Annotated in this window: 18 protein-coding genes; 8 read left to right on the forward strand and 10 right to left on the reverse strand. The window is 66.5% G+C overall.

Going from position 1 to position 26,449, the window contains the following annotated elements:
• Positions 1-44: 44 nt before the first annotated feature.
• The 6 genes from groL to CFB39_RS33460 all read right to left on the reverse strand — a co-directional run bounded on the left by groL (position 45) and on the right by CFB39_RS33460 (position 8,954).
• Positions 45-1,667, reverse strand: coding sequence for a chaperonin GroEL (groL, locus tag CFB39_RS33440; protein ID WP_089476168.1), 1,623 nt, complete (start codon positions 1,665-1,667; stop codon positions 45-47).
• Positions 1,668-1,743: 76 nt separating this feature from the next.
• The gene (groES, locus tag CFB39_RS33445; protein ID WP_089476169.1) at positions 1,744-2,061 is read right to left on the reverse strand and encodes a co-chaperone GroES; all 318 of its coding nucleotides are present in this window, start codon (positions 2,059-2,061) and stop codon (positions 1,744-1,746) included.
• A 208-nt stretch (positions 2,062-2,269) separates the two neighbouring features.
• Complete coding sequence (locus tag CFB39_RS33450; RefSeq protein WP_089476170.1) at positions 2,270-4,600, reverse strand: bifunctional diguanylate cyclase/phosphodiesterase; 2,331 nt, start codon at positions 4,598-4,600, stop codon at positions 2,270-2,272.
• 53 nt (positions 4,601-4,653) lie between these two features.
• Positions 4,654-6,753, reverse strand: a complete 2,100-nt coding sequence (locus tag CFB39_RS33455; protein ID WP_256991513.1) for a bifunctional diguanylate cyclase/phosphodiesterase — start codon at positions 6,751-6,753, stop codon at positions 4,654-4,656.
• Between the two features lie 78 nt (positions 6,754-6,831).
• On the reverse strand, positions 6,832-7,143 hold the full coding sequence (locus CFB39_RS39810; protein ID WP_144030352.1) for a hypothetical protein: 312 nt from the start codon (positions 7,141-7,143) through the stop codon (positions 6,832-6,834).
• Between the two features lie 113 nt (positions 7,144-7,256).
• A complete protein-coding gene (locus tag CFB39_RS33460) occupies positions 7,257-8,954 on the reverse strand; it encodes a M4 family metallopeptidase (RefSeq protein ID WP_089476172.1) in 1,698 nt (565 codons plus the stop codon).
• A gap of 642 nt (positions 8,955-9,596) precedes the next feature.
• On the opposite strand from CFB39_RS33460, the gene CFB39_RS33465 reads away from it, so the two are divergent.
• Positions 9,597-10,127 carry a toxin gene (locus CFB39_RS33465; protein WP_089476173.1) on the forward strand — a complete coding sequence of 177 codons (531 nt, stop codon included), beginning with the start codon at positions 9,597-9,599 and terminating at the stop codon, positions 10,125-10,127.
• A gap of 23 nt (positions 10,128-10,150) precedes the next feature.
• On the opposite strand, the gene CFB39_RS33470 is transcribed toward CFB39_RS33465, so the two are convergent.
• Together CFB39_RS33470 and CFB39_RS33475 are read right to left on the reverse strand one after the other, a co-directional pair.
• Entirely contained in the window at positions 10,151-10,558 is a 408-nt protein-coding gene (locus CFB39_RS33470) for a VOC family protein (protein ID WP_179257772.1), read from the reverse strand.
• 421 nt (positions 10,559-10,979) lie between these two features.
• Complete coding sequence (locus tag CFB39_RS33475) at positions 10,980-14,594, reverse strand: YadA family autotransporter adhesin (protein WP_089476175.1); 3,615 nt, start codon at positions 14,592-14,594, stop codon at positions 10,980-10,982.
• A 1,146-nt stretch (positions 14,595-15,740) separates the two neighbouring features.
• Here CFB39_RS33475 and CFB39_RS33480 point away from each other — a divergent pair.
• Complete coding sequence (locus CFB39_RS33480; RefSeq protein WP_089476516.1) at positions 15,741-16,547, forward strand: response regulator; 807 nt, start codon at positions 15,741-15,743, stop codon at positions 16,545-16,547.
• A gap of 21 nt (positions 16,548-16,568) precedes the next feature.
• Here the strand turns inward: CFB39_RS33480 and CFB39_RS33485 are convergent, their stop codons facing one another.
• Complete coding sequence (locus CFB39_RS33485; protein WP_089476176.1) at positions 16,569-18,761, reverse strand: TonB-dependent siderophore receptor; 2,193 nt, start codon at positions 18,759-18,761, stop codon at positions 16,569-16,571.
• Between the two features lie 397 nt (positions 18,762-19,158).
• Here CFB39_RS33485 and CFB39_RS33490 point away from each other — a divergent pair, with 397 nt between their 5' ends.
• Complete coding sequence (locus CFB39_RS33490; RefSeq protein ID WP_089476177.1) at positions 19,159-20,115, forward strand: mannuronate-specific alginate lyase; 957 nt, start codon at positions 19,159-19,161, stop codon at positions 20,113-20,115.
• A gap of 31 nt (positions 20,116-20,146) precedes the next feature.
• Here CFB39_RS33490 and CFB39_RS33495 read toward each other — a convergent pair whose 3' ends face one another.
• Complete coding sequence (locus CFB39_RS33495) at positions 20,147-21,172, reverse strand: AraC family transcriptional regulator (RefSeq protein ID WP_089476178.1); 1,026 nt, start codon at positions 21,170-21,172, stop codon at positions 20,147-20,149.
• Positions 21,173-21,525: 353 nt separating this feature from the next.
• On the opposite strand from CFB39_RS33495, the gene CFB39_RS33500 reads away from it, so the two are divergent.
• From CFB39_RS33500 to CFB39_RS33520, 5 genes are all read left to right on the forward strand, one after another.
• On the forward strand, positions 21,526-22,773 hold the full coding sequence (locus tag CFB39_RS33500) for a dienelactone hydrolase family protein (protein WP_089476179.1): 1,248 nt from the start codon (positions 21,526-21,528) through the stop codon (positions 22,771-22,773).
• Between the two features lie 41 nt (positions 22,774-22,814).
• Positions 22,815-23,603 (forward strand): SDR family oxidoreductase, encoded by a 789-nt coding sequence (locus tag CFB39_RS33505; RefSeq protein ID WP_089476180.1) that lies wholly within the window; start codon positions 22,815-22,817, stop codon positions 23,601-23,603.
• Between the two features lie 70 nt (positions 23,604-23,673).
• Entirely contained in the window at positions 23,674-24,912 is a 1,239-nt protein-coding gene (locus CFB39_RS33510; RefSeq protein ID WP_089476181.1) for a styrene monooxygenase/indole monooxygenase family protein, read from the forward strand.
• 5 nt (positions 24,913-24,917) lie between these two features.
• Positions 24,918-25,445, forward strand: a complete 528-nt coding sequence (locus tag CFB39_RS33515) for a flavin reductase family protein (protein WP_089476182.1) — start codon at positions 24,918-24,920, stop codon at positions 25,443-25,445.
• Positions 25,446-25,481: 36 nt separating this feature from the next.
• Entirely contained in the window at positions 25,482-26,438 is a 957-nt protein-coding gene (locus tag CFB39_RS33520; RefSeq protein ID WP_089476183.1) for a transporter, read from the forward strand.
• Positions 26,439-26,449 lie beyond the last annotated feature (11 nt).

Here is a 26,449-nt window from a genome sequence, read left to right on the forward strand (position 1 = left end):
CGGCCGCGACTGTTGGCCGGTGCGTACACGACCCGCTGCCGGGGTCAGTGCTCGAACTCAGGTGCGACCGACTGCCCCGGTTTCGGGTCCTTCGGCGCTTCGGCGACCGTTGCGTCCGTCGTCAGGATGAGCCCGGCAATCGATGCGGCGTTCTGCAATGCCGTGCGCGTGACCTTGGTCGGATCGACCACTCCCGCCTCGACAAGATCGCCATATTCACCGGTGGCCGCGTTGTAGCCAAAGTTGCCCTTGCCTTCAAGCACTTTCGCCACGACGACCGACGGTTCATCCCCGGCATTCGCGGCGATCACGCGCAGCGGCGCTTCGAGCGCGCGCAGCACGATCTGAATGCCCGCGTCCTGATCGCCGTTGGCGCCCTTCAGGCCCGTCGCCGTGGAACGCGCGCGCAGCAGCGCCACGCCGCCACCCGGCACGATCCCCTCCTCGACCGCCGCACGGGTGGCATGCAGCGCATCGTCGACGCGATCCTTTTTCTCCTTCATTTCGACTTCGGTGGCGGCCCCGACCTTGATGACGGCCACCCCGCCGGCCAGCTTCGCCACGCGCTCCTGAAGCTTCTCGCGATCGTAGTCGCTCGTGGCTTCCTCGATCTGCGTACGGATGGACTTCACGCGCGCCTCGATGTGCTGCGCGTCGCCCGCGCCGTCAATGATGATCGTGTCGTCCTTTCGAACCTCGACGCGCTTCGCGCCGCCGAGGTCGTCGAGCGTGGCCTTCTGCAATTGCTTGCCGGTTTCTTCCGAGATGACGGTCGCGCCGGTGAGGATGGCGATGTCTTCCAGCATGGCCTTGCGCCGGTCACCGAAGCCGGGCGCCTTGACGGCCACGACCTTGAGGATGCCTCGCATCGCGTTGACCACGAGCGTGGCCAGCGCTTCGCCATCGACGTCTTCGGCAACGATCAGCAGCGGCTTGCCTGCCTTGGAGGCCGCCTCGAGGATCGGCAGCAGATCCCGGACGTTCGAGATCTTCTTGTCGTGCAACAGGATCAGCGCGTCGTCCAGATACGCCGCCTGCTTTTCCGGATCGTTGATGAAGTAGGGGCTGACGTAGCCGCGATCGAACTGCATCCCTTCAACGACATCCAGCTCGTTCTCGAGGGACTTGCCGTCCTCGACCGTGATGACCCCCTCCTTGCCGACCTTCTCCATGGCGTCCGCGATTATTTTGCCGATCGCCTCGTCGGAGTTGGCGGAGATCGAACCCACCTGCGCGATTTCCCGGTTCGTGGAAATCGGCTTGGACAGTTTGCGCAGTTCATCCAGCACGGCGGCCACGGCCTTGTCGATGCCGCGCTTGAGGTCCATCGGATTCATGCCGGCGGCAACGTGCTTCATGCCTTCCTGCACGATCGCCTGCGCGAGCACGGTGGCCGTGGTGGTGCCGTCGCCGGCCACGTCGGCGGTCTTCGATGCGACCTGCTTGACGATCTGCGCGCCCATGTTTTCGAAGCGGTCCTTCAGCTCGATTTCCTTCGCGACCGACACGCCGTCCTTCGTGATGGTGGGCGCGCCGAAGCTGCGCTCGATCACCACGTTGCGGCCTTTCGGCCCGAGCGTGACCTTCACGGCATCGGCCAGCACGTTCACGCCGTCGACGATACGGGCGCGGGCGCTGTCGTGGAATTTGACGTCTTTTGCACTCATCTTGTGGCTCTGGATAGAAGTCGTTGATGCGATGTGTCGCGAACACCCGGTGGGGTTCGCAATCTGCCGCGGAATCTCAGGCGGCCTGGCGGGACGCGCCGGTATCGGTTTCGAGGACGCCCATGACGTCTTCCTCGCGCATGACGAGGAGTTCCTCGCCATCGACCTTGACGGTCTGGCCCGCGTATTTGCCGAAGAGAACCTGGTCACCCGCTTTCAACTGGAGCGCGCGAAGCGTTCCATCCTGCAGCAGCCGGCCACTGCCGACCGCGACGACTTCACCCTGCTCGGGCTTTTCCGCGGCCGAATCGGGAATCACGATGCCCGAGGCCGTCGTCCGCTGCGTTTCGATTCGCTTGACGATAACCCGGTCGTAGAGGGGACGAATCTGCATTCTCATCTCCTGAGCGATTAAAGGTTCGAAAAAGGAATCCGCCTGCCGGGCATGGCGACGCAAGCGCCGCTGCCGGGCAGCCGTGCCACTGTCTGGCGGAAAGCGAAATAGAGGTGCTGGTCGCCCACTTCAAGGGGGGCGAAATCGGCTCTTTGTAACAAATTGTTTCAGCCCGCCAAGACGATGGCCGTGGCCGTCCCGCCGCCGCTCACGCCTGCCTGGCCGTAGCCTGCGCCGCCAGCGCGGCCCGCTCGATCCAGCGGATGGCCGGCGCATCCTGCTCGCCCGGCGCGGGCTTGCCGATCAGGAAGCCCTGCACCTCGCGGCAGCCGGCATCCGTGATGCACGCCAGCTGCTCCTCCGTCTCGACGCCTTCCGCGACGGTCGTCACGCCGAGGCGTTTGCCGAGATCGGCCACCGTGCGCACGACGGCCGCGCAGTCCGGGCGCGTGACCGCATCGCGCACGAAGCTGCCGTCGATCTTGATCTTGTCGAACGGGAACGCGCGCAGATGCGCGAGCGACGAGAAGCCGGTGCCGAAGTCATCGAGGGCGACGCGCACGCCCATCGAACGCAGTGCGCGCAGGTCCGCGATGGCCTTGCCCTCGTCGTGCAGCAGCGCGGTTTCCGTCACCTCGATTTCCAGCCGGTCGGGCGCGAGGCCCGCGCCGGCCAGCGCCGCCGCCAAGGTCGGCGCGATCGTGCCGTGGCCGAGCTGCCCCGCCGACACGTTGACGGCAACGCGCGCACCGTCGGGCCAGCGCGCCGCCTCCCGGCAGGCCTGCTCGAGCACGAAGCGGCCGAGCCGGTCGATCAGGCCGCCGCGCTCGGCCACCGGAATGAAGCAGCCCGGCGAAATCCAGCCGGTGCGCGGATGATGCCAGCGCAGCAGCGCCTCGCGCGCCGTGATCTGGCGGGTGAGGACATCGACGATCGGCTGGTAGAACACGTACAGCCCCTGGTTCTCGTCCAGCGCGACGCGCAGCTTCGATTCGAGCGCGACCCGCTCCTGCGCGCTCGATTCCATGTCCGGCGAGAACATCCGGTAGGTGCCCTTCCCGGCTTTCTTGGCCGCATAGAGCGCCATGTCCGCGCGGGACAGCAGCGCGCCGGCGTCGTTGCCGTGATGCGGCGCCAGCACGCAGCCGATCGACGCACCGATGCGGAACGGCCGGTCGGGCGACGGCGCATAGGGGGCGACGAGCGTGTCGACGAGCCGCGCGGCCGCGCCCATCGCGCGGTCCGCGTCGGTGTCGCGCAGCAGCACCGCGAATTCGTCGCCGCCGATGCGCCCCAGCATCATCCCCGGCTCGGGGCACTGCCCGCGCAGGCGTTCCGCGACCTGGCGCAGCACCGCGTCGCCCGCCGAATGCCCGCACGTGTCGTTGATCAGCTTGAAACCGTCGAGGTCGATGAAGAGCAGCGCGAGCAGCTTGTCCGAGCGGCGCAGGCTCGCGTCGAATTCGGCCAGGAAGGTCGCGCGGTTCGGCAGGCCGGTGAGCGAATCGTGATGCGCGAGCTGGTGAATGCGCGCCTCCGCCTCGGCCTGCTGCGTGACGATCGACCACGACAGCATCGGGCCGATGTAGCGCCCCTGCGCGTCGCGCACGGCCGAGACCTGGATGTCGAGCACTTCCGGCCCGAGCGGAATGCGGGCGCGATGCGGCAGGTTCGCCGGATCGGCGAGCAGGCGGCGCTGGTGCTGCGGGTGCGGGTGGAAGAAGTCGATCGACGCGCCGAGCGCGTCGTCCGCGCGGATCGGCAGCAGGTGCTCGATCGAGCGCAGCAGGTTGCGCGACGTCGCGTTCAGGTAGTTGATGCGGAACGTCTCCGGGTCGGCCGTCATCACGGCCACCGGCATGTCGTCGATCATCCGCATCAGCCGCGTCTGCGCCTGCTCGCGCAGACGCGATTCGTCCTGCGCGTCGACGGTGCGCAGGACGCTCCGGTAGTTGACGGAGATGACGGCGATCAGCGACGCCGACACGAAGGCCATGTTGACCGCGGTAGCGACGAGCGTCGGCTGGCCGGTCGAGATGAAGAACACGATGAACGCGACGTTGACGATCAAGGCCACGCTCAGCGCGGCCGTCCGCAGGTACATCAGGCTGAAGACGCAGCCGATCATCGTGATCGCCATGTAGAACGCCACCTGGGCCTTTTGCCACGCATCGCCGTACGGGAACAGCAGCAGCGCCCAGGTGGTGAACGTCACCGCGACCGGGATCACCAGCCAGTTCGTGACCGTGAGCGCACGCATCACGGTGTCCGGCGTCGGCTCCAGCAGCCGGGTGCGGTGCCAGTGCAGCAGCCGCGCGAGCGCGGCGAGCGTCATCGCGGCCGGCATCGCGACCGACAGCCACCACGGCGTGCTGCCGAGGTGCGTGACGGCAAGGCTCCAGGTGCTCGAGATGAGGATCAGGTACGACACCGGGATCTGGCCGGAGAATACCCGGTATTGCGCCGCGAGCAGGTCCGGGTTCCGGTCCGGCGCCGCGAGGCTTGCCAGTCTTGCCATCCGTGCGTAGAGGATTTTCATGTGAGCCTGCCGGCGGCAACCCGGGGGCGGGCTGCCGTGTCCGGCGTCGAGGGTTACCCGCGCGGGTCCGGGTCGAAATCGGCCGCGACGGCCGATTCGGACGCAGGAACCGCCGTGCGGACGCGGTTGCCGCCGGTCAGCGCAATCTGCCCGCTGCCGACGATCTCGTTGAGGGGGGCGGGCCTGCCGAGCAGGAAGCCCTGCGCTTCGTCGCAGCCTTCGTCGGCCAGCAGCGCCAGCTGGTCGTGCGTCTCGATGCCTTCGGCCAGGATCGGAATGCCCAGGCTCTTGCCGAGCGCGAGCACGGCGCGGATGATCGCGCGATCCTGCGGTTTCGCTTCCGCGTCCGCGACGAACGACTGGTCGAGCTTGATGCGGTCGAACGGGAACGAGCGCAGCGTGTCGAGCGACGAATAGCCGGTCCCGAAATCGTCGAGCGCGATGCTCACGCCCAGCGCCTTGATCTGCCGCAGCGTGTCCAGCGCACGCTCGCGGCTGGCGAAGATCGTCGATTCGGTCAGCTCCAGCTGCAGGCGCGACGCCGGCAGGCGGGTGGCTTCGAGCACGTCCGCCACGAGCGCCGTCAGGTCCGCGTGCATGAACTGCACGGCCGATACGTTCACCGCGACCGCATAGGGCGGCTCCCACGTGGCCGCCCGCGCGCAGGCCTCGCGCAGCACCCAGGCGCCGATGTCCAGGATCACGCCGTTTTCCTCGGCGAGCGGAATGAACTCGGCGGGCGGAATCGTGCCGAGCGTCGCGTGCTGCCAGCGCAGCAGCGCCTCGTAGCCGCGGATCTCGCCGGTCGCGAGCGACGTCTGCACCTGGTAGTGGATGCTCAGCTGGTTGTCGGCCACCGCGCGGCGCAGGTCGGCCGCGAGGCTGCGGCGCGCGCGGACGATCAGGTCCATCGCCGGCTCGTAGAAGCAGATCGATTGCGCGATGCTGCCCTTCGCGCGGTACATCGCGAGGTCCGCGTTGTTGATGAGGATGGCCTTGGTGGCGGCGTCGTCCGGGTAGATAGCGACGCCGAAGCTCGCGCCCGGCACGACCTCGTAGTCGTCCAGCCTGACCGGCTTGTAGAGCGCCGGCTCGAGCCGTTCGAGCAGATCCATCAGGCGCGTGTCGTCGTCCATCCGGCAGAGCGCCGCGAATTCGTCGCCGCCGATGCGGGCGACGAATTCGCCTTCGCGCAGCAGGTTCGCCATGCGGCGCGCGAGGATACGCAGCACCTCGTCGCCGGCGTGGTGGCCGCGCAGGTCGTTGATTTCCTTGAAGCGGTTCAGGTCGATGCCGATCAGCGCGAGCTTCGTGCGTTGTTCCTGCGCGAGCGCGATTTCGAGGTCGAGCCGCTCGTTGAAGCTGGCCCGGTTGGGCAGGCCGGTCAGCATGTCGCTCAGCGCCAGCCGGCGCAGGTGTTCGAGCGATTCGGCCCGTACGTTGCTGTCGATCACGTAACTCACGAGCCCCGTGCAGACGATCACGAGTGACGTGCCCGCGACCGCCAGCGCCAGCGGACGCATCTCGCTCATGTCGGTCCAGTTGCCGTCGAGCATCAGCGGCGTGATGCGCAGCGCGGACATCCCGGTGAAATGCAACGCGAGGATCGCGAGCGACAGCACGCCGGCCATCTGGTTGACGGCGTGCGGCGACGGCCGCATCGCGAGGTGCAGCGCCAGCGCGGCGAGCGTCATCGCCAGGACCACCGACGCGACCAGGTAGCCGACGTCCCACGACACGATCCCCTCGACCCGCCACGCGAGCATGCCGGTGTAGTGCATCAGCACGATCGCCACGCCGACGATCGCGCCGCCGAGCGCGGGCGCGACCTTGACGATGCGACAGGTCGTCAGCGCGAAGCCGATCGTGCTGCCCACGACCGCGATGAGCAGCGACACGAGCGTGAGCGGCAGGTTGAAGTGCACGGGCGCGCCGGCGTCGAAGCCGAGCATCGCGATGAAGTGCGTGCACCAGATCGCCACGCCGGCCGAAATGGCCGTCAGCACCTGCCAGCCGAGCCGCTGCGTGCCGGAGGTGTTCACCGTGCGCTGGAACAGGCGCGCGGTGACCCACGAGCCGCCTCCGCACAGCAGTGCGGCAAGCAACACCAGCCAGTGGTTGTGCCGATGAACGATGCACCCGAAAACTGTCACCAAAACCTTTGTTCCCCTATCCGTCGCATGGGCCGATGCCATGCCCGATCGACGCGGCGGGGGGCAATGCCGCTTCGATCAGGCGCGCCCTCCAGATATCGGCATGTGATGAATAAACTGAACGCCGCGCGGCCGGGCGCAAACGATTGCCCGGCAGATATTTTTTTGGGAAAAAGTGCCGGAACGAGGCAGGATGGGGGAAAGGAGATTCGGGCTGCGGCGGAGGCCGAGCACATCGCGCTCGAATGGCACGCCACCGGACAGGTGATCGATTGGACGGAACGCGCGCGTTCCGACGAACGGCGCGACGAGATCAGCAGGATAGACGGGGGGGGCGTGAAAGCCGGACGTCAAAAAATCGACCGCCTGCAATCGCAGGCGGTCGATCAACGGCTGCCCTTCATTCGCCCGGGCGTAACGTGGCTTCGACCGGTTCGCCCTTCGCCGAAGCGAAGGGTCCACCACACGCGCTCCGGGCGTTCAACGCACTCACACAACCGCCATCAATTCACCCCGACCGCACTCCACGCGCGAGCGACCGCCGCGCTTTCGGCCGAGTTCGTGCCATACAGGTCGTTCGCCGCCTGGATCGACGCACGACGCGCGTTCGGGTAGCTGGAGTTGGCGTTCAGATACACGGTCAGCGTCCGGTACCAGATCTTCCCGGCCTTCTCGCGGCCCACGCCGCTGAAGGTCGTGTCGCCGTTGCAGACCAGCTGCGCCTTCGTCAGGCCGGTATCGGTCGACGGCACCGTCGGGCCTTCCGCGAGCAGGTAGAACAGGCGGTTGCCGACGCCCGACGTGAAATGCGGATCGTGGCGCGGATTCGACCACGAGAATCCGCCGGACGGGTAGCAGCTGAACGACCGGCCGTCGAGATCCTGCTTGTACATCTTGCGCAGGCCGCCGCTCACCACGCGCGCACCGATCACGTAGTTGCCGGGATCGTTCGGGTTGTTGGCGTAGTACTTCACGAGCGTGCCGAAAATGTCGGACGTCGACTCGTTCAGGCCGCCCGCGTCGCCCGAGTAGTTCAGGTTGGCCGTGGCCTCGGTCACGCCGTGACTCATCTCGTGTCCGGCGACGTCCACCGACACGACCGGTTTCGGCAGGCTGGTGCCGGGTTGGCCGTCTCCATACACCATCACGTGCGAATCCAGCCATGCCGCATTCGCGCCGGTCGTGCCGCTGCCCGTGTTGAACACCACGTGTGCATAGCTCTTCACGCCGCGGCCGTCGTTGAAGATGCCGTTGCGGTTGTGCGTCGTCTTGTAGTAGTCCCAAGTCAGCGCGAGACCATAGTCGATGTCGGCGGCGACGGTCTGCCGGTCGGTGGTCGTATTGTTGCCCCACACGTTCGTGCTGCTCGTGAAGATCGGCAGGTCGGTCGCCCGCTCGACGTCGTCCGAGGTCAGCCCGCGGCCGTCGTAGACCGAGCCGGAGCCACGGCTCGGATCGAGCATCCGGTACGCGTTCGTGCCCGTCTGGTCCGTGGTGAGCGTCAGGTTGCCGTAGTACAACGAGCGGCCGGTGCCGGTCGCGGCCGCCGTCTTGATCAGGTCCTGCGCGTCGAGCACGGTGCCGGTGCGCGCATCGACGTAGTACAGCACCGCGTCGCCATGCACGTCGGTCGCCTTGCCGTACACGCGTACCGCGTAGGCCAGCGTCGGCGTGACGTCGCGTGCGAACACGACGAGTTCCGCGTCATCGACGCGGCGCACGTCCGAGTTGAAACGCGCGGCTGCGATGCGCTTGACCCGGGCAGCGCCGATGTCGGGTGCGTTGCGTACGACCGCGCGGTCGCCCACCTTGCCGATCGTGCCGGCAAGATTGATCGGCGCGAGCTGGGTCACGCTCGCCTGCTTCAACTGCCCCTTGCTCGAATGGACGACCACGTCGCCGCCGATCACGGGCAGGCCCGCGTAGAAGCGGTCGAAACGCACGTGCTCGGTGCCGTCGGGGTCGACGATCACGTCGCGCACCTGGAACTGATCGCCATCCGCCGGCGCGCTCGCCTGCGGCCCTGCGAACTTCAACGTGCGTGCTGCGCCGCCGGCTGCGAGGCTGAAGGCGGACGGGTTCTGCTGGATCAGTTGCAGTGCCTTGTCGACCGTAGCCGACTGGTCGCCGGCCTGGGCAAAAGCACTGAGACTCGCGACGGTAATCGCGGAGATGGACAGCAGACGAGACAGTTTCTTCATGTAATCCCCCGGCTTATAAGTGGGTGATGTTCGAGGAATGCATCAAGTACAGACTTTGATGTAAGACATGTCACGAACCGCAGAGGGATGCTAGAAGGTCATTTTTATAATTACAAGATATTTTCTGACAGTTTATTTTTTACTGTCATCGACGTTAATCGAGTCATTGTTTGGTGAGAAATTTGAAATGATCTCGTCGGCTGCGATGACGGGATCGACAAGGTTGCATCGGGGGAATGTGTCGGAGAGCCAAGTGCTGTCGGGGAAAGGCCGTACGTGGCGCGGGTCGGGCAGGAAGAATGAGGTCAAGCCGGGGGTAATGCGCCAGACACTAGTTGCTTTATTAAATATTTATTTTGATTGTTGCCATTCGCGGCGTGCCAATGCCATTTTTAATGATTATTCGACTCTCGCCTTCGATGGCGATTCCTTTGAATTCGTAGTGAAACTCTGTCGAGCGGCGCACGAGATAATGCTTTCTACGAATCGTTCGCTCGAGCGGCGCGGCGCAACCCATCGGATGTGCACGTCACACTTTCTCTTGCATCGGAAGGCTCATGCTCGGTCAGCGATTGCGCACGCGGTTGTCGCCGAGGTATGAGGCACAATACGCGGCTTCAAAACTCAACCGCGGTCAAACCCATGCGCTTCATCGTCGTTGGAACCAGCGGAGCGGGGAAATCCACCTTTTCCAGCGCGCTGGCGGCAGCCGCCGGCTGCCCTTGCATCGAGCTGGATCGACTCTACTGGGGCCCCGGCTGGACAGCCGTGCCGCCGGAACAGTTCGAGAGCGCCGTGCTGGCCGCGACGGCCGGCGACCGCTGGGTCGCCGACGGGAACTACAGCGCCGTACGCGACGTGCTCTGGTCGAGAGCCACGCACGTGATCTGGCTGAACTTCGGGCGACGGACGGTGTTCTCCCGGGTGCTCTGGCGCACGTTGAGCCGAGGGCTCATGCGCACGGAGCTTTCGCACGGCAACCGCGAGTCGCTGCGGATGGCGTTCTCCCGGGAGTCGGTGCTGCTGTGGTCGTACACCACGTTCGCCAGGAATCGCATCAAGTTCGCCGCCCTGCGTGACGACCCGACATTCGCACATCTGCACTGGACGGAAATCACCCGGCCTTCGCTCACCCGCGCGGTCATCGACAGGCTGGCCCGCGCCGGCGGCTGAGCGCGGCGCGACGCTTACCTGCGTCAGTCATCGAACGTGCCTTGATATGCCGGCGCGGCATCCGCGCGCGTGTTCAGTTCGAACATCACGCCGCCCGGTGCGCGGCAGAAGAAACGCGACCCGCGCCCGTTGTTGAAGACGTCCGTCACCATCTCTACGCCCTCCTCCCGGAAGCGCTCGAACAACGTGCGAACCTCATCGAGGCTCGGCAGTTCGAACCCGACGTGGAAATTCGCCGGCCATGCCGGCCTGTCGTCGCTGACGTGATCGATCACCACGTCGAAGCCCGGACGCTTGAGGATCCAGGATTGTTCCCAGCTTCCCGCGATCGTGAAACCGAGGTGCCGCTCGAAGAATCGGGCCGTCGCCCGTGTGTCGGCCGACGGGAAGCTCAGGTGGTTGAGCTTCATGGTTTGCGTAATGGCAGTCATTGCGAGTCCCTGTCATGCGTGGATCGGCGGAGGCCCCATGCCGTTCCGCCCGACGCATTCAGAATACGAGCCGGCGCTCACGTTCGACAACTCGCATTAGTCGCCCGTCCGGACCGCCCGCAAACCCGCATGAAACCGGGGGCCGGGGCGCCGTTGCAATCGTCGTGGATCGCGCTATTCGCATTCGGCCGCGATGGGCCTGCTCCCTCGTTTCGCTGTGTTTGCCGTGTGAGCCCCGGGCGCAAGGCAAGCGGCAGGGACTGCCGGGCGCGCTCGGCGCATCCCTGTCGCTTTGCGTGACGCATCAAGCGTCGATGGCCCGAGGGTGACAAACCCACCCCGGGCCACGGATTTCCCGCCAGTGCCGGGCATCACGACCGCTGCCCGGCACCACCAGTCAATCGATGTTGCACGGATGACGTCAGAACTGGTAGCCCGCGCCCACCACCGCGCCGAAGTCCGAACGCGTGTTGCCCGTCACCGACGCCTTGACGACCCAGCGGTTGCTTTCCGTCACGTACGAGTACCCGGCGGCGAAACCCTGCTGGCCGTGATAGTTCGACGTCGCCGCCGAGACCATCGAGCGACCCGCGCCCGTCGGTTGCGGCAGGCCGGCCACGGCCATTGCCGATGCCACGCCGCCGTACATGTCCTTCTTCAGGTCGTTGAACGAGTTGTACACCTGGCCGATGCGCTGGTCGGTGTAGCCCTTCGCCTGAGTCGACGCGGCCGACAGGTTGTCGTTCAGCTGCTGCACGTTCACCGCGTCGGTCGGCGCGGTGCCGGCCGCGACGTTCGTGACCTGGCGCTCGCTGCCCTTCGCGCCGACCGAGAACGAATTGTCGCGATCGGCGACGGAGCCCTGGCCGACCGCCACCGCGTTCTTGCCGGTTGCCGTCGCCGTCGACCCGATCGCACCCGCATCGGCTCGCGCGATCCACGTGGTGTTCGCATCGGTCGCCGCCGCGCGGATCTGGTCGTTGGCCGCCACGTTCTTCAGCGCATTGTTGAACTGGCCCATGTTGACCGCGTCGTTGTCCTTCACGCCCGCCGCGACGCCGGTCAGCACGCGGTCGCCCGACGTGCCGGAGAAGTTCACGCTGGTGCCGCCGGTGTCCTTCCCGACCGTGATCGCGCCGTTCGGATCCTGCTGCTGCACGAGGCCGGCCTTGCCGTTCGCGATGTTGGTCACGTTCCCCTGCAGGTTCGTGATGTCGGTCGTGTTCTTCGCGACCTGCTGGTTGGTCGCGTAGAGCTGCGAGCCGTTCACCGCGTCCGTGCTGGTTGCGCTGAGCGTCCCCGCCTGCACGTTGGTGATGCGCGTGCCGCCGGCGCCGCCGAGCGTGATCGAGCTTTTCGAGCTGTCGTCGTACTGCACCGCGAGCGCGCCGAGCTGGTTGAGACTCGACTGCACGCCCTTCAACTGCTTCACGTTCACCGCGTCGGTATCGTCGGTGCCCGCGGCGACGTTCTTCAGCACGACGGCCGCATTCGTGTCGCCGCCGATCAGCGATACCGAATTCAGCCGGTTGCCGTTCGTGTCGACATCGTACTTGACGACGTTCTTCACGGCCTCGCCCGCCTGGTTGGACACCTGCGTGATCTGCTGTTCGAGCGACGACTTCACGCCCGACAACTGGCCGCCGTTCACCGCGTCCGTGCTGCCCGCGGCGATGTTGCCGTCGGCCACGTTCGTCAGCTTCGTCGGTGCGCCGCCGCGCGCCGCGTTGTAGGCGCCGGCCTTCGGGTCGAACTGGAGCGCGTCCTGCTGCAGCCCGGCGATCGCGGCCGTGTTGCCGGCGATGTTCGTTTCGGCGTTGCCGATGCGCGTCTCGTGATTCTCGAGCGTCGTCGTGTTGCTGCCGACCCGGCCGTCGAGGTTCGTGAGTGCGTCGCCGACGTTGTTGAACGAGCCGCCGCCGACTTTATAGGCCGGCGCGCTGATCGAACCGTCCGGATTCGCCGTTGCACCGCCGCCCAGCGCGGCTGCGGTGCCGTCGGTCGCGCGGCGCAGTTGCGCGCCGTTCACCGCGTCCGTGCTGCCGGCCGCCACGTTGCCTGCCGCGATATTGGTCAGTCGCACCGGGCTCCCGCCGTTGCCTGCACCGAGCGAAACCTGCTTCTTGCTCGCGTCGTCGTACTTCACCGCGAGCGCATCGAGCTGGCTCGTGCCGTCCTGAATCGCCGCGTTCAACTGGTCGACGTTGACGGCGTCCGTGCCGTTCTTGCCGGCCGCGACGTTGCCGATGCGTTGCGGGCCGTTGCCGCCGTGGCTCGCATCGTATGCGCCGAGGTTCGTGTTCCACAGCAGCGCGTCCTGCTGGAGTGCCGCGATGTTGCCCGTATTCGTCGTCACCTGGTTGCCGAGCGTCGTGACGCTGTTGCCGACATTCGTGATCGACTGGTTCAGCGTGTCGGTGGCCTTGCCGAGCTGACCGACGTTCACGGCGTCGCCCGCGGCAATGCCGTCCGCCACGTTGTGCAGGCCGACCGGTGACTGCGCGCCCTTGCCGCCGAGCGTCACGCCGCCGTGCGCATCATCGTCGTACTGCACGGCGTTCTTCGTCGCGTTGCCGATCTGGTTCGTGATCGACGTGCTCAGGTTGCCCAGCGTCGTGCTGATGCTGTTCGTCACGCTCGTGCTGAGCGACGACAGGCCGCCGTTCAGTTGGCCGACGTTCACGGCGTCGGTATTCGCGACACCGGCCGCGACGTTGTGCAGCGTCGTGCCGTTCGTGCCGGCAAACGTCACCGAGTCGAAGCCGCTCTGGCCGTCGTACTTCACGTTGCGTGCATCGGCTGCCTGCAGGTTGCTGATGTTCGTGGTTGCCGTGCTCAGCGAGGTGTTGATGCCGGTGACGCTGGCCTGCAGGTTCGCGATGTTCGACGTGGCCGTCGAAATGGCCGTCTGCAGCGGCGCGACGCTGCCCTTCAGCTGGCCGACGTTGACCGCATCGGTGTCGGCGACGCCGGCCGCGACGCCGTTGATCGTCGTGCCGTTGGCGCCGTCGAGTGCGATCGCCGCATGCGAATCGTCGGTGTATTTCACGACGTTCTTCGTTGCGGTCACGATGCTGGTGCTGAGGCTGTTGCCCACGTTGGTCACGCGCTGGTCGACGTTCGAGATCGTGGTCGACAGCGAATTGCCGACCGACGTCACGCGCGCGTCGACCGTGGCGATGCTCGTGCTGAGCGTGCCGTTCACGTTCTTCAGCTGCTGGACGTTGACGGCGTCCGTATCGGCCGCGCCTGCCGCGACGTTCTTGAGCTGGCGCTCGTTGCCGATCGCGCCGAACGACACCGCGCCGCCAACCGGCGCGGCCGTGCCGCCGAACACCGGCGTGCCGCCATTGTTCGCACCGACGCTGCCCGAACCGATCGCCACCTGGTTGTTGTCGTTCGTCTGCGCGCCAGCACCGATCGCGACGGATTGCGTGCCGCCGGCGCGCGTCTGGGTGGCCGCGTCATACGACGCGCCGGCCGACACGCCGTCGCTCGATGTCGGGTTGGCGCCGCCGATCGCGACCGAACGATCGCCGCTGGCCAGCGCCGAGTGGCCCAGTGCGATCGAGCTCGTGCCGTGCGCATCGGCGACGTTGCCGAGCGCCATCGAGAAATCGCCGACCGCGGCCGACTGGCGACCGATGGCGAGCGCCGTGTTGCCTTGTGCGACGGCTACCGTGCCGATGGCCGTGGCCGAGTTCGCCAGCGCCTGCGCGCCGACGCCGACCGCGATCGCGCCGCCGCTGCTGGTGCCGCCATTGCTGCTTGCATTCGACTGGTCACCGATCGCGATGCCGCTGGTGCCGGCCTTGGCATTCGTGCCCATCTTGACGTTTGCCGTGCTTACCGCCACGTAGCTCCCGCTCTTGGTCGCGACACACAACGGGTTCGTGCCGTCGATGCATTGACCGCTCAGCGCGTTGTCCGGGTTGCCGCGATCGACGAAATTGTCCGCATGCGCGGCGCCCGAGATCAGCACACCTGCACCCGTGAACATGGCGGCGGCAAGCGCCGAAATCTGCTTCCTCTTCATGGTCTTCTGCTCCGTTTTGTAGCGTTTGGTTTGAATACGGACTACTTAGTTTTGTTGAAGACTTCAGCTGCGACTGCGATTGCGATTGCGATTACGACTTCAGTGCGGAACCCGATGCCCGTGCCCGACTCGAGCGTGCCGAAGGCGACACGCATCGTCCGCCCGTGGCGACGGGACGTTCGAAAGCGCGGGCCCGTCGTTCGTGTGACGGCCCGTTCCGTTAATCCAGGTGATGCATTAGGAATGCATATCGTTTTATATGGGCGAATTCGCCCAGCGACTGAATCCGGAGATTCAACCCGCCGTTATGGACACCCCTGATTTGATGTCGCGCTGACCGCGACCCACCCCGCTTCTTTTATTTCATCCACGGCAACCGGATTTTCGCTTGCGCTCAACGGACATGCGCTTGGAGTCACATCAATTGATGCCTCGGACCCGAATCGCACAACGTCCGTCACCACCCGCCGTGCCTTGCGTTGCTCGGTACAACCCTGCACTCAAAGTTCGGACGAATTATGGGACACGAATTAAAATTATTGAAGATGGCATTCTTTATAGATTGTAAAATTCAATATATTCAAATAGTTGCGCTAAAAACGCCCATCTCGCAAACGATTTCGCGCCATCCAAATTAATCGAGATGTTTTGTCGGGCGGATAAAATCTTTGCTGAGGCGGATTAAAGAAAAATTCCTCAAAAGATTTCCCCAAAAATATTTCCGAACTACGCGACCGCACGTAGCAGCGCCAAATGAAAATGGCGGAAATGGACAGGCACCGGTGTGCCGCACGCCAAACACGAATCACCATACAAGCTGAAGCAGCTGAAAAACGGATTGAAGCAGATAGAGTCAATGCGTCTGGCAAGAATTGAAATATGCCCCTACAATTCGGCTCGCATCGATATCGGCAGTCGCGCACTTTTCAGCGCGCGACGCCGGCAACGCTCCGCGCCTTTACCGTGTCAGTGATCAAAGCCCGCCATACAAGGCATTACGCCGACCGGTTTTCCGTCGTGTAGTAAGGCGAAATTCGAATGTCGATGCGCTTGTACGTCGCCATGGAGCAGCTTCCGACGATTGATCCGAACCGGGCCGGCCACCCGCAGGAACGCAGCCAGCAGTCATTCCAGAACAGGTGCACGATGCATCCATCGATCTCCGCATTGGGCGACGCCCATATCCTGATCGTCGACGATCAGCCCGACCAGCTTCGCTTGCTGATCGACATCCTGCGCGGCACGGGGTGCCGGATCAGCATTGCGTCCGACGGGCTGCAGGCGTGCCAGCGCGCGCAGGCGCTCATGCCCGACCTGATCCTGATGGATGTCCGCATGCCGCGCATGGACGGCTTCACCGCGTGCCGGCTGCTTGCCGCCGATCCGCTGACGTGCGCGATTCCGGTGATTTTCCTGACCGTGGCCGGCGCGTTGCACGAGCGCCTCGAGGGGTTCGACATCGGCTGCGTCGACTATGTGGTCAAGCCGTTCGAGCCCGCGGAGGTGCTCGCGCGGATTCGCGTGCAGCTCGCGCGCGAGAAGCGCGAGCGGCCCGTCGACACGGAAAGCCCGTTCGTGGCCGGCAAGGACGACGACATCATCGTGCGCGCGGCCACCCGCCACCTGGCACGGACGCTGAACGATCCGCCGACGGTCGAGCAGCTGGCCCGCGCGGTCGGCACGCACGAAAAGCGGCTGTCACGCGCGTTTCGCGACAATCTCGGCCAGACGGTGTTCGAGTATCTGCGGCACGAGCGGCTGCGGATCGCGCAGGACCTGCTGGATTCGACGTCGCTCAGCATTGCCAGCATCGCGAAGGAGATCGGCTTTTCCACGCCGGCGAATTTCGCGACCGCATTCCGCGAACGTTTCGGCCTCACGCCGACCGAGTGGCGGCGCCAGCGTCACGCCGGCGAACGCGCCGTGCGGCGGGAACCGCAACGCGACGCGTAGAGCCGCTGCGCGCGTTCGCGACTACCAGTTGTATTTCGCGGTGGCCAGCACGGTCCGCTCGTTGCCGAACACGCAGACGGCGTACGACTGGCAACCGCTCACATAGCTGCGATCGAACAGGTTCGCGACGTTCAGCGCGAACCGCCAGTGCGGCATCTCGTAGTGCAACGCCAGATCGACCAGCGTCACGCTCGGCACGGTCAGCGAGTTGTCGGGTGCGCCGGCCGACGCGCTCTGGTAGCGCACGCCGCCGCCGACCCCGAGGCCCGACAGGATACCCGTGCGCCAGGTCCAGTCGGCCCACATCGACGCCATCTGCCGCGGCAGCGGCACCGCCACCGGCCAGTGGTTCAACGACGCGTCGTTCGCCTGCACGTTCTTGACGTCCTGATACATATACGACGCGACGACCGACAGCTCGCGGGTGACCTTGCCGAGCGCGCTCAGCTCGATCCCGCGCGAGCGCACCTTGCCGGTCTGCACGGACGTCGTGCCGGTCGGGTCGAGACTCACCGGTGCCGGCGTCGCGACGTTGGTCTGGTCGATCTGGTAGACGGCCGCACTCAACAGCAGGTTCTTGCCGGGCGGCTGCCAGCGCAACCCGGCTTCCGTCTGCTTGCCGCGTGTCGGCTTCGGCAAGCCGCCGCCGACCATCCTCACGCCGATGACGGGATCGAACGACGTCGAATAGCTCACGTACGGCGACAGCCCGGCGTCGCCCTGATAGGTGAGCCCGACGCGTCCGGAGAACGCACTGACGTCCTGCCGCGCCTGCGTGCCGGCCGTCCGGTCGTCGAACCGCGCATTGACGAAATCCTCGCGGCCGCCGAGCGTCAGCGTCCAGCGCCGCCAGCGGATCTGGTCCTGCGCATACACGCCGAACGTGTTCATCGCCGTGTACTGGTCGACGTGGCCGAGCGACGTCGGGCCGGAGAAAATCGCGTCCGTGACGGGCCGGTAGACGGGGTGATACAGGTTGAGCGACGGCGCCAGCGCGAGCCACACGCTGTTGGTCGTCGTCTGCCGGTCATATTGCGCGCCGAGCAGCAGCGTATGTTCGAGCGGCCCCGTGCCGAAGCGCGCCTGCGCGTGGTTGTCGATGTCGAACCGGCTGTAGTTGAGCTGGAACAGCCCCGCATAACGCATCATGTTGGTGCTGCTGCGGGGCACGTAGCCGATACCGAACACCGTCGCGTCGTCGAGCGACAGGTGCGACCAGCGCACGTCCTGATGCAGCGACCAGATCGCATTCACGCGGTGCTCCAGCGCGTAGCCGAGCGACCACTGCTTCTTCCGGTAGTCGTTGAAGCCGGGGGCGCCCATGTAGATGTCCTGCGACAGCCGGCCATTCGGGTTCGGCAACACCGTGCCCGACGCGGGCAGGAAGTTCGACGAAATATCGCTGCTGTCCTGCAGGAACGTCGCCGAGAGCGTCAGCGACGTATCGGCGTTCGGCCGCCATCGGAACGACGGCGCCAGCGCGACGCGCCGGTCGCCGTTCGGGCCGGTGACCGCGTTGCCGTCGCGCGCCACGCCGACGAAGCGGTACGCATAGCGGCCGTCCGGATCGAGCGTATCGCCGACATCGAGCATGAATTGCTTGCGCGCGTCGTTGCCGATCTGCACGCCGGCTTCGCGGACGCGCTCGCCGTCGGCGAGCTTCGTGTGCGCGTCGACGATCGCGCCGGGTTCGCCCGCGCCGTACAGCACCGAGGTCGGCCCGCGCAGCACGGCGATCGAGTCGATCGTGTACGGGTCGACGCGCCAGTTCGCGATCACGGCCGTATTCGGCGCGGCGACGCCGTCGACGTACAGCGTCGGCGTGAAGCCGCGCAGCGCCGCATACCAGTCGGTGCGGCTGTCGGCGCCGAACGTCGCGAATCCCGGCACGTAGCGCAGCGCCTGGTTCAGGTCGGCCGCGCCGGTCATCTCGATCTGCTGCGCGGTCACGAGATTGACCGTTTGCGGGATCTCGACCACCGGCGTGTCGGTCTTCGTGCCGGCCGTGGTGCGCAGCCCGACGAGCCCGCTCGACGCGCCGTCGGCCTTCCCGGTCACGTCGATCGTCGGCAGCACGGCCGCCGCCGCGCCGGCCGGCGGCGTGACTGCCGCACCCGATGCCTGCGCGTGTGCGCCGCCCGCCGCCGCCACGACCCACGCGCTCCCGGCCGCGATCGCCCTCGCGCGTCGCGCCGCTCCCCTGCCCGTTGCCATCGTTCCTTGCTCCGTCGTGCTGGTGGCCGATTCGGCCCGATCGCGGCGCGACGCGCCGTCGGCGTCCGCCCTGTGTTGTCTTCTTGGCGATGCTGGTTGCGCGCGAGTCGGCATGCACTGGCCCATGGCGTCGGTCGCGAGCGCAGCGATGATACCGGGCGAATAGGGCGCAGTCTCAAAAAAATGCGTCGTCGGCTGCCGCCGGGCAAGGCGGATGAAAGACGGGGACGCTAGACTGCGTGCGCCACGGGAATGGGCCGCGGGCTGCACGGCCCGCGAGCAGCAACGGGGTTCGTCGTGCCTTGGCGGCCGCGCGCGTCCTGCATCGCGAGGTTGTCCGCCCCCGGTTCGGCTTCCGTGTTTGCCACGTCATCGTCACGTCACCACCGAGGACCGTATGCGCCGCCTGTCGACTCGCCCCCTGTTCGCCGCATGGCTCGCGGTGAGCGCACTTTGCTGGGCCGTGCCGCCGGCTCGCGCCTGTGACGTCCCGGCCGCCGTGACGACGATCGACCCGCCCGGCTACTATGACGACGCCGCCGGCTATGCGCGCGCGGTCAAGCCGATGCGCGATTTCATTTCACGGCTCAATGCGTCCGCGGACAAGGGTGACTGGTCATGCGCAGTGAGCCTGCTGGAAAGCTGGGCCCAGGCCGACGCGCTGATGGGCCGGATCACCGGTTACCAGGGCGATTACGAGCGTTCGTGGGCCGGCACCGACTTCGCGATGGTGATCCTGCGCATGCCGCATGACGTACGCGACGCGAACCGCGCGCGGTTCGACGCGATCGATCCGTGGCTCGAACGCATCGCGATCGCCACCCGCGATGCGCAAGCGATCAACCATCTGCACAACAACCTCGTGTACTGGGCCGGACTCGACCTGATCGCCATCGGCACCGTGACCGGCAACGCGAGCCTCGTCGATTCGGGGCTGCTGCGGGTACGCGAAGGCATCCGCGACATCGGCCCCGACGGTGCGCTGGCACGGGAAGTCAAACGCGGCAACCGCGCGCTGCACTATCACACGTTCGCGTTGCTCCCGCTCGTGTTCGCGGCGGAACTCGTGCAGCGGCGCCATATCGATCTCTATCGGGAAAACGACGGCGCGATTGGCCGCCTGGCGAACCTGGTCATCAACGCGGTCGACGATCCCGCCAGCTTCACGGCCATCACGCCGGTCAGGCAGGACCTGTTTCCGTGGACGTTCCGCGATGAACTGAGCTGGGTCGAGCCGTACTACGCGCGCTTTCACGACGCGCGGCTGCCGGCGATGATCGCACCGCGCCGCCCGTTCACCGAATGGCGGCTCGGCGGGGACGTGACGGCAGTCTGGGGCGTGCCGCTGCCGTAGCGGAACCGCGAGCGGGCTGCCGCGTGAGCCGCTAGGCGCGCCCGCGCCGCATCCTGAGCGTCGCCGACGGCGACTCGCCGAACGCCCGCTTGTACTCGATCGCGAACCGCCCGAGGTGTGCGAAACCCCATTTCAGCGCGACGTCCGTCACCGACGCGAGCCCCGGCGACGCGTCGGCCAGCAGTTCCTCGCGCACATGTTGCAGCCGCAACTGCCGCACGAAGCCCATCGGCGTGGTGCCGTGGCGATGACGAAAGCCGGCGAACAGCGTGCTCGGGCTGACGCCGGCGAGTTCGGCGAGCCGTTCGATCGTCAGCGGCTCGTCGAGATGCGCGCGGATGTAGTCCTCGACGCGCCGCACGTAGAACGGCGCAATCGCCACCGGCAGGTGCCGCGTGCCGTTGCGTGCGCTGTTCGGGTGGCCGTGCAGCAGCAGGTTGAGCAGCGTCGATTCGAGCTGCTCGAACGCGAGCGGATGACGCAGCGGGTGCGCGTCCGTCGCGATCGCGCCGGCGAGGATCGGCAGCATCTGCATCAGACACGCGCCCTGCGCCGACGACAGGCTGAACTCCGGCTCGAATTCGACCGGCGCGCGCCGGTCGTCGCCGAAATGCCGCTGTGCGTGGCGCTCCATCACTTCGCGCTCGATGCGCAGGATGACTTGCGGACACGCGTCGCCCCAGCGCATCTTCAGCGGCAGCGTCGGCGAGATCAGCGACGCGGTGCCGGGCGACGACACGAAACGCGCCGATCCGCACTCGATCTCCGCGTCGCCGCGCAACGGGATCTGCAACAGGAAGAAGTGCTCGAGCGGGCCGGGCTCGATGCTGACGCCGCCGCCATAATCGAGCAGGTTCAACGAGAGGTTGCCCCAGCGCGCGTGATGCATGCAGCTGTGCAGCGCGCGCGATTCGCCGGTCGGCGTGAGCCGGTGCGGCTTGAAGACGTCGGCGACGCGTGCGCGCACCTCGTCGACGTCGTTCGACTGCAGCAGCAGGTTGTCGTGATTGAAACAGGCCGTATCCGGCAGCCAGCCCGTTTCGGAAAATTGCGCCATCGAAGTTCTCCCGTCATGCTCCATTGCACTCGCGCCGTGCATGCATTCCCGATGTAGGGGCATCCGCCGCACGATCCGGATAGCGCCCGGAGTATCCGGACAGTCCGGCCGCCAAAGCACGCGAGTCCCGCCCACATGACGCAAGAAGCGGACCGTTCGCGCATCGTAGAAAACTGTGCGGGGCTTCCGCATCCGCACATACCCGCAGTCAGCCGCGCACCTGCCCACGCGCGGCGGCCGGTGCAACAGGTTTCCGGAATTCGCGGATACCGGCCGAAGAAAGCGGATAGAAGTGCCCATTTCGTCCGCCAATACTGGGCCCGTCGCAGCACAAAACTGGAATGGAGGGACACATGCAAGGACGTCACATCGAGATTCCGTCGCCGGACGGCGGCACGTTTCGCGCGTACCTGAGCACGCCGGCCGGCGGCACCGGGCCCGGCATCGTGCTGTGCCACGAGATCTTCGGCGCGAACGCGACGATGCGGGAAGCGGCCGACTACTACGCGGAGGAAGGCTATACGGTGCTGGTGCCCGACCTGTTCTGGCGCCAGGCGCCGGGGATCGAACTCGGTTATGCGGGAGCGGATGCCGAACGCGCGATGGCCCTTTACCACGAATACGACGAGAACAAGGGCGTCGAGGATGTCGGCGCTGCGCTGGACGCACTCAAGCAGTTACCGGAATGCACCGGCGAAGCCGGCGTGCTCGGCTATTGCCTCGGCGGCAAGCTCGCGTATCTCGCCGCGTGCCGGCTGCCGGGCGTGGCCGCGGCGGTCAGCTACTACGGCGTGGGCATCGAGCAGGCGCTCGACGAGGCGTCGCACCTGCACGGCCGGCTCGTGCTGCAGATCGCGGGGCAGGATCGCTTCTGCCCGCCCGACGCGCAGCAGCGCATCGCCGACGCGCTGGCCGGGCGCGACGGCGTCGAAGTGTACGTGTATCCCGGGGTCGATCACGCGTTCGCACGCGCCGGCGGCGATCATTTCGACAAGGCCGCCGCGAGCATGGCCCATCAGCGCGCGATCGCCGCGTTCCGTGCCGCGCTCGGCCCGCACTACGACCTGTCCACACTGTGGGAAGCGCATCTGCAACACGAGTTCGACACGCGCAACGTCGATGCCACGATGGCGACGATGGTTGCCGAGCCGTACGTCAACCATATTCCGACGCTGACGGGCGGCGTCGGCTACGACGAGCTCAAGCGCTTCTACACGCATCATTTCGTGCACGCGAATCCGCCGGACACGACGATCACGCCGATCTCGCGCACGGTCGGCGCGAGCCAGATCGTCGACGAGCTGCTGTTCTGCTTCACGCACACCACCGAGATCGACTGGATGCTGCCGGGCGTCGCGCCGACCGGCAAGCGCGTCGAGATTCCGCTCGTCGCGATCGTCAAGTTTCGCGGCGACAAGCTCTATCACGAGCACATCTACTGGGACCAGGCGAGCGTGCTCGTGCAGATCGGCCTGCTCGATCCGGCCGGCCTGCCGGTCGCGGGTGTCGAAACGGCCCGCAAGCTGCTCGACGAAACCGTGCCGTCGAACGGGCTGATGCGCCGCTGGCAGGACAGCGAGCCGTCGTCGGGCACGCATTGACGCAACACCTTCCCCCACCCAACGATTTCCGGAGACACCCCATGACTGCCCTTGCTGGCAAAGTCGCGATCGTCACCGGCGGCGCCACGCTGATCGGCGCCGCGGTCGCGCAGGACCTGAGCCACGCCGGTGCGTGCGTCGCGATCCTCGATCTCGATGCGGAGAACGGCGCGCGCGTGGCCGACTCGCTCGGCGAACGGGCGATGTTCGTCGCGCTCGACATCACCGACGATCGCGCGATCGAGCATGCGGTCGCGGCCATCGTCGAGCGGTTCGGCGCGATCGACGTGCTCGTCAACCTCGCGTGCAGCTACGTCGACAACGGCATCCAGGCGACCCGCAACGACTGGCTCGCCGCGATGGACGTCAACGTCGTGTCGGCGGCGATGCTCGCCAAGGCCGTGCATCCGCAGATGGTCCGGCGCGGCGGCGGCGCGATCGTGAACTTCAGCTCGATCTCGGCCCAGTGCGCGCAAACCGGCCGCTGGCTGTACCCGACGTCCAAGGCGGCGATCCGCCAGCTCACGCGCAGCATGGCGATGGATCTCGCGCCCGACCGCATTCGCGTCAATTCGGTGTCGCCGGGCTGGACCTGGTCGCGCGTGATGGACGAGCTGACGCACGGCGACCGCGCGAAGACCGATCGCGTCGCCGCGCCGTTCCACCTGCTCGGCCGGGTCGGCGATCCGTCCGAGGTCGCGCAGGTCGTGACGTTCCTGTGCAGCGACGCGGCGAGCTTCGTGACCGGCGCCGACTACGCGGTGGATGGCGGCTATGCCGCGATGGGCCCCGAACAGGCGGTGCCGGCCATTCCGCGTCTCGCGGAGTGACCGTTCCTCGCCGCCGCATCCCGCAACCATTTCGATTCCGGCCGGCATCCGGCCAACCAAGGACACATCCATGAGACGCATCGCCATCGTCGGCGCCGGTCAGTCCGGCCTGCAACTCGCCTTCGCCCTGCTCGACCAGGGTTATCACGTCACGCTCGCGACCAACCGCGACGCCGAGCAGATCCGCACCGGCAAGGTCATGTCGAGCCAGTGCATGTTCCACACGTCGTTGCAGATCGAGCGCGATCTCGGCCTGAACACCTGGGAGGAAGCGTGCCCGTCCGTCGAAGGGATCGGCATCGCGGTACCGCATCCGGACGGCAACGGCCGCAAGGTGATCGACTGGTCGTCGCGGCTGACGCGCTATGCGCAGTCGGTCGACCAGCGCGTGAAGATGGCCGACTGGCTCGACCGCGTGAAGCGCCGGGGCGCGGACGTGCGCATTGCCGACATCGGCGTGCCCGAACTCGAGGAGCTCGCACGCAGCCACGACCTCGTGCTGCTCGCGGCCGGCAAGGGCGAGATCGTCAACCTGCTCGGCCGCGACGACACGCGCAGCGCGTTCGACCGCCCGCAACGCGCGCTGGCCCTCACCTATGTGAAAGGGATGACGCCGAGCCAGCCGTATTCGCGCGTGCGCTTCAACCTGCTGCCGGGCATCGGCGAGTACTTCGTGTTTCCCGCGCTGACCACGACGGGCCCGTGCGAAATCATGGTGTTCGAAGGCATCCCGGGCGGCCCGCTCGACTGCTGGGCCGACGTGAAGACGCCCGACCAGCATCTGGACCGGAGCCTGTCGTTCCTGCAGCAGTACGTACCGTGGGAATTCGAGCGCTGCCGCGACGTCGAGCTCACCGATCCGAACGGCACGCTCGCCGGACGCTTCACGCCGACGGTGCGCAAGCCGTTCTTCCGGCTGCCGTCGGGCCGCACGGTGTTCGGGATGGCCGATGCGGTGGTCGTCAACGATCCGATCACCGGCCAGGGATCGAACAACGCCGCGAAATGCGCGAACGCGTATTTCGACGCGATCGTCGCACGCGATGCCGCGCCGTTCGGCGAAGACTGGATGCAGCAGACGTTCGAAGGGTACTGGGCGTATGCGCAGCACGTCGTGCGCTGGACCAACTCGCTGCTCACGCCGCCACCGCCGCACATCCTCGAACTGCTCGGCGCGGCCGGCCAGTTGCCGTCGCTCGCCGCGGCGATCGTCGACGGCTTCGACGATCCGCGCCGGTTCTCGCCGTGGTGGTTCGAGCCGTCGGCCTGCGCGGCGATGATCCGCGAACACAGCGCACGCACGGAGTGACCGGCATGGAAACGACCGCTACCGATCGCCCGGCCCTCGACCCGCTGCAGTTACGCGCCGCGTTCGGGCAATTCCCGACCGGCGTGACCGTGATCACCACCTGCGCGGCCGACGGACGCAAGGTGGGCCTCACCGCCAATTCGTTCTCGTCGCTGTCGCTCGATCCGCCGCTCGTGCTGTGGAGCCTGCGCAAGGTCGCGCCGAGCCGCCCGGATTTCGTCGCGGCCACCCATTTCGCGATCAACATCCTCGCGCACGACCAGATCGAGCTGTCGCGCCGCTTCGCGACGCCCAGCGCCGACAAGTTCGACGGCGTGCTTCACGTCGATTCGGAAACCGGTGGCGTGCCCTGTCTCGACGGCGCGAGCGCGCGCTTCGTGTGCCGCAACGTCGGCCATTACGAAGGCGGCGATCACCTGCTCTTCATCGGCCAGATCGAACAGTTCGACACGTTCGGCCATGCGCCGCTCGTGTTCCATGCGGGCCAGTATCGTGCGATCGCCGACCATCCCGATCTTTTTCGCGCCGTTTGATTAGTTGTACCAATAAATCAACAGGAGGTGGTGAACATGAAACTCGGCTCTCGCATGCTCGTCGTCGCAGGCCTCACGATCGCGGGCATGGCCGCAGGCGCGCCGGCCGGCGCAGCCGACCTGCCGGCGGTCAACCTCGGCATGACCAGCTTCCTCGACGGGATGCCGCCGGCCGGCTCCGGCTGGTACGGCACGCAGTACCTGCAGTACTACACGGCCGGCCGCGTCAACGACAATGCGGGCAACAAGGTCGGGCTGCCGAAACAGGACATCGACCTGTTCGCGGGGCTGAGCCAGCTCGTCTATCAGTCGCCGCTGACGTTCGCGGGCATGCATCCCGGCCTCGACGTGATCCTGCCGTGGATCGCGTCCGCGCGAACCGACGACGGCATCGGCAACGTCGCGCTGAATGCGCGCGCCGGTTTCGGCGACCTGCTGATCGGCCCGTTCATCCAGTTCGACCCGGTGATGGGCGCGCAAGGCCCGCGCTTCGCGCAGCGCGTGGAATTCCAGTTCATCGCGCCGACCGGCGCGTACGATCCGTCACGCGCGATCAATCCCGGCAGCCATGTCTGGTCGTTCGATCCGTACTGGGCGGCGACGCTGTGGCTCACGCCCAAGTGGACCGTGTCGTGGCGGCTGCATTATCTGTGGAACGCGACCAACCATCAGCCGGCCACGTCGCTCGGCCCGGACGTGACGTCGACGCAGGCCGGCCAGGCGATTCACGCAAACTTCGCGACCGAGTATGAAGTGCGCCCCGGCCTGCGGCTCGGGCTCAACGGCTACTGGCTGCGCCAGACCACCGACATGAAGGCAAACGGGCAGGACGTGCCGGGCACGCGGGAGGCCGTGTTCGCGATCGGCCCGGGGGCGATGTATAGCTTCTCGCCGCAGGATCATCTGATGTTCAACGCGTACTTCGAAACCTATGCGCGCAACCGGCCGCAGGGCACGCGGATGGTGCTGCGCTACGTGCATCACTTTCAGTGACGGCCGTAACA

Source organism: Burkholderia sp. AU6039, assembly GCF_002223365.1.
In the GTDB taxonomy this organism is placed as follows: domain Bacteria; phylum Pseudomonadota; class Gammaproteobacteria; order Burkholderiales; family Burkholderiaceae; genus Burkholderia.

Excerpts from the sequence above, each read along its gene's own strand:
- CFB39_RS33450 (WP_089476170.1), bottom strand. The coding sequence starts at position 4,600 with ATGAAAATCCTCTACGCACGGATGGCAAGACTGGCAAGCCTCGCGGCG.
- CFB39_RS33520 (WP_089476183.1), top strand. The coding sequence starts at position 25,482 with ATGAAACTCGGCTCTCGCATGCTCGTCGTCGCAGGCCTCACGATCGCG.
- CFB39_RS33480 (WP_089476516.1), top strand. The coding sequence starts at position 15,741 with ATGCATCCATCGATCTCCGCATTGGGCGACGCCCATATCCTGATCGTC.
- CFB39_RS33510 (WP_089476181.1), top strand. The coding sequence starts at position 23,674 with ATGAGACGCATCGCCATCGTCGGCGCCGGTCAGTCCGGCCTGCAACTC.
- groL (WP_089476168.1), bottom strand. The coding sequence starts at position 1,667 with ATGAGTGCAAAAGACGTCAAATTCCACGACAGCGCCCGCGCCCGTATC.
- CFB39_RS33465 (WP_089476173.1), top strand. The coding sequence starts at position 9,597 with ATGCGCTTCATCGTCGTTGGAACCAGCGGAGCGGGGAAATCCACCTTT.
- CFB39_RS33505 (WP_089476180.1), top strand. The coding sequence starts at position 22,815 with ATGACTGCCCTTGCTGGCAAAGTCGCGATCGTCACCGGCGGCGCCACG.
- CFB39_RS33460 (WP_089476172.1), bottom strand. The coding sequence starts at position 8,954 with ATGAAGAAACTGTCTCGTCTGCTGTCCATCTCCGCGATTACCGTCGCG.
- CFB39_RS33485 (WP_089476176.1), bottom strand. The coding sequence starts at position 18,761 with ATGGCAACGGGCAGGGGAGCGGCGCGACGCGCGAGGGCGATCGCGGCC.
- groES (WP_089476169.1), bottom strand. The coding sequence starts at position 2,061 with ATGCAGATTCGTCCCCTCTACGACCGGGTTATCGTCAAGCGAATCGAA.
- CFB39_RS33470 (WP_179257772.1), bottom strand. The coding sequence starts at position 10,558 with ATGACTGCCATTACGCAAACCATGAAGCTCAACCACCTGAGCTTCCCG.
- CFB39_RS33475 (WP_089476175.1), bottom strand. The coding sequence starts at position 14,594 with ATGAAGAGGAAGCAGATTTCGGCGCTTGCCGCCGCCATGTTCACGGGT.
- CFB39_RS33490 (WP_089476177.1), top strand. The coding sequence starts at position 19,159 with ATGCGCCGCCTGTCGACTCGCCCCCTGTTCGCCGCATGGCTCGCGGTG.
- CFB39_RS33500 (WP_089476179.1), top strand. The coding sequence starts at position 21,526 with ATGCAAGGACGTCACATCGAGATTCCGTCGCCGGACGGCGGCACGTTT.
- CFB39_RS33495 (WP_089476178.1), bottom strand. The coding sequence starts at position 21,172 with ATGGCGCAATTTTCCGAAACGGGCTGGCTGCCGGATACGGCCTGTTTC.
- CFB39_RS33515 (WP_089476182.1), top strand. The coding sequence starts at position 24,918 with ATGGAAACGACCGCTACCGATCGCCCGGCCCTCGACCCGCTGCAGTTA.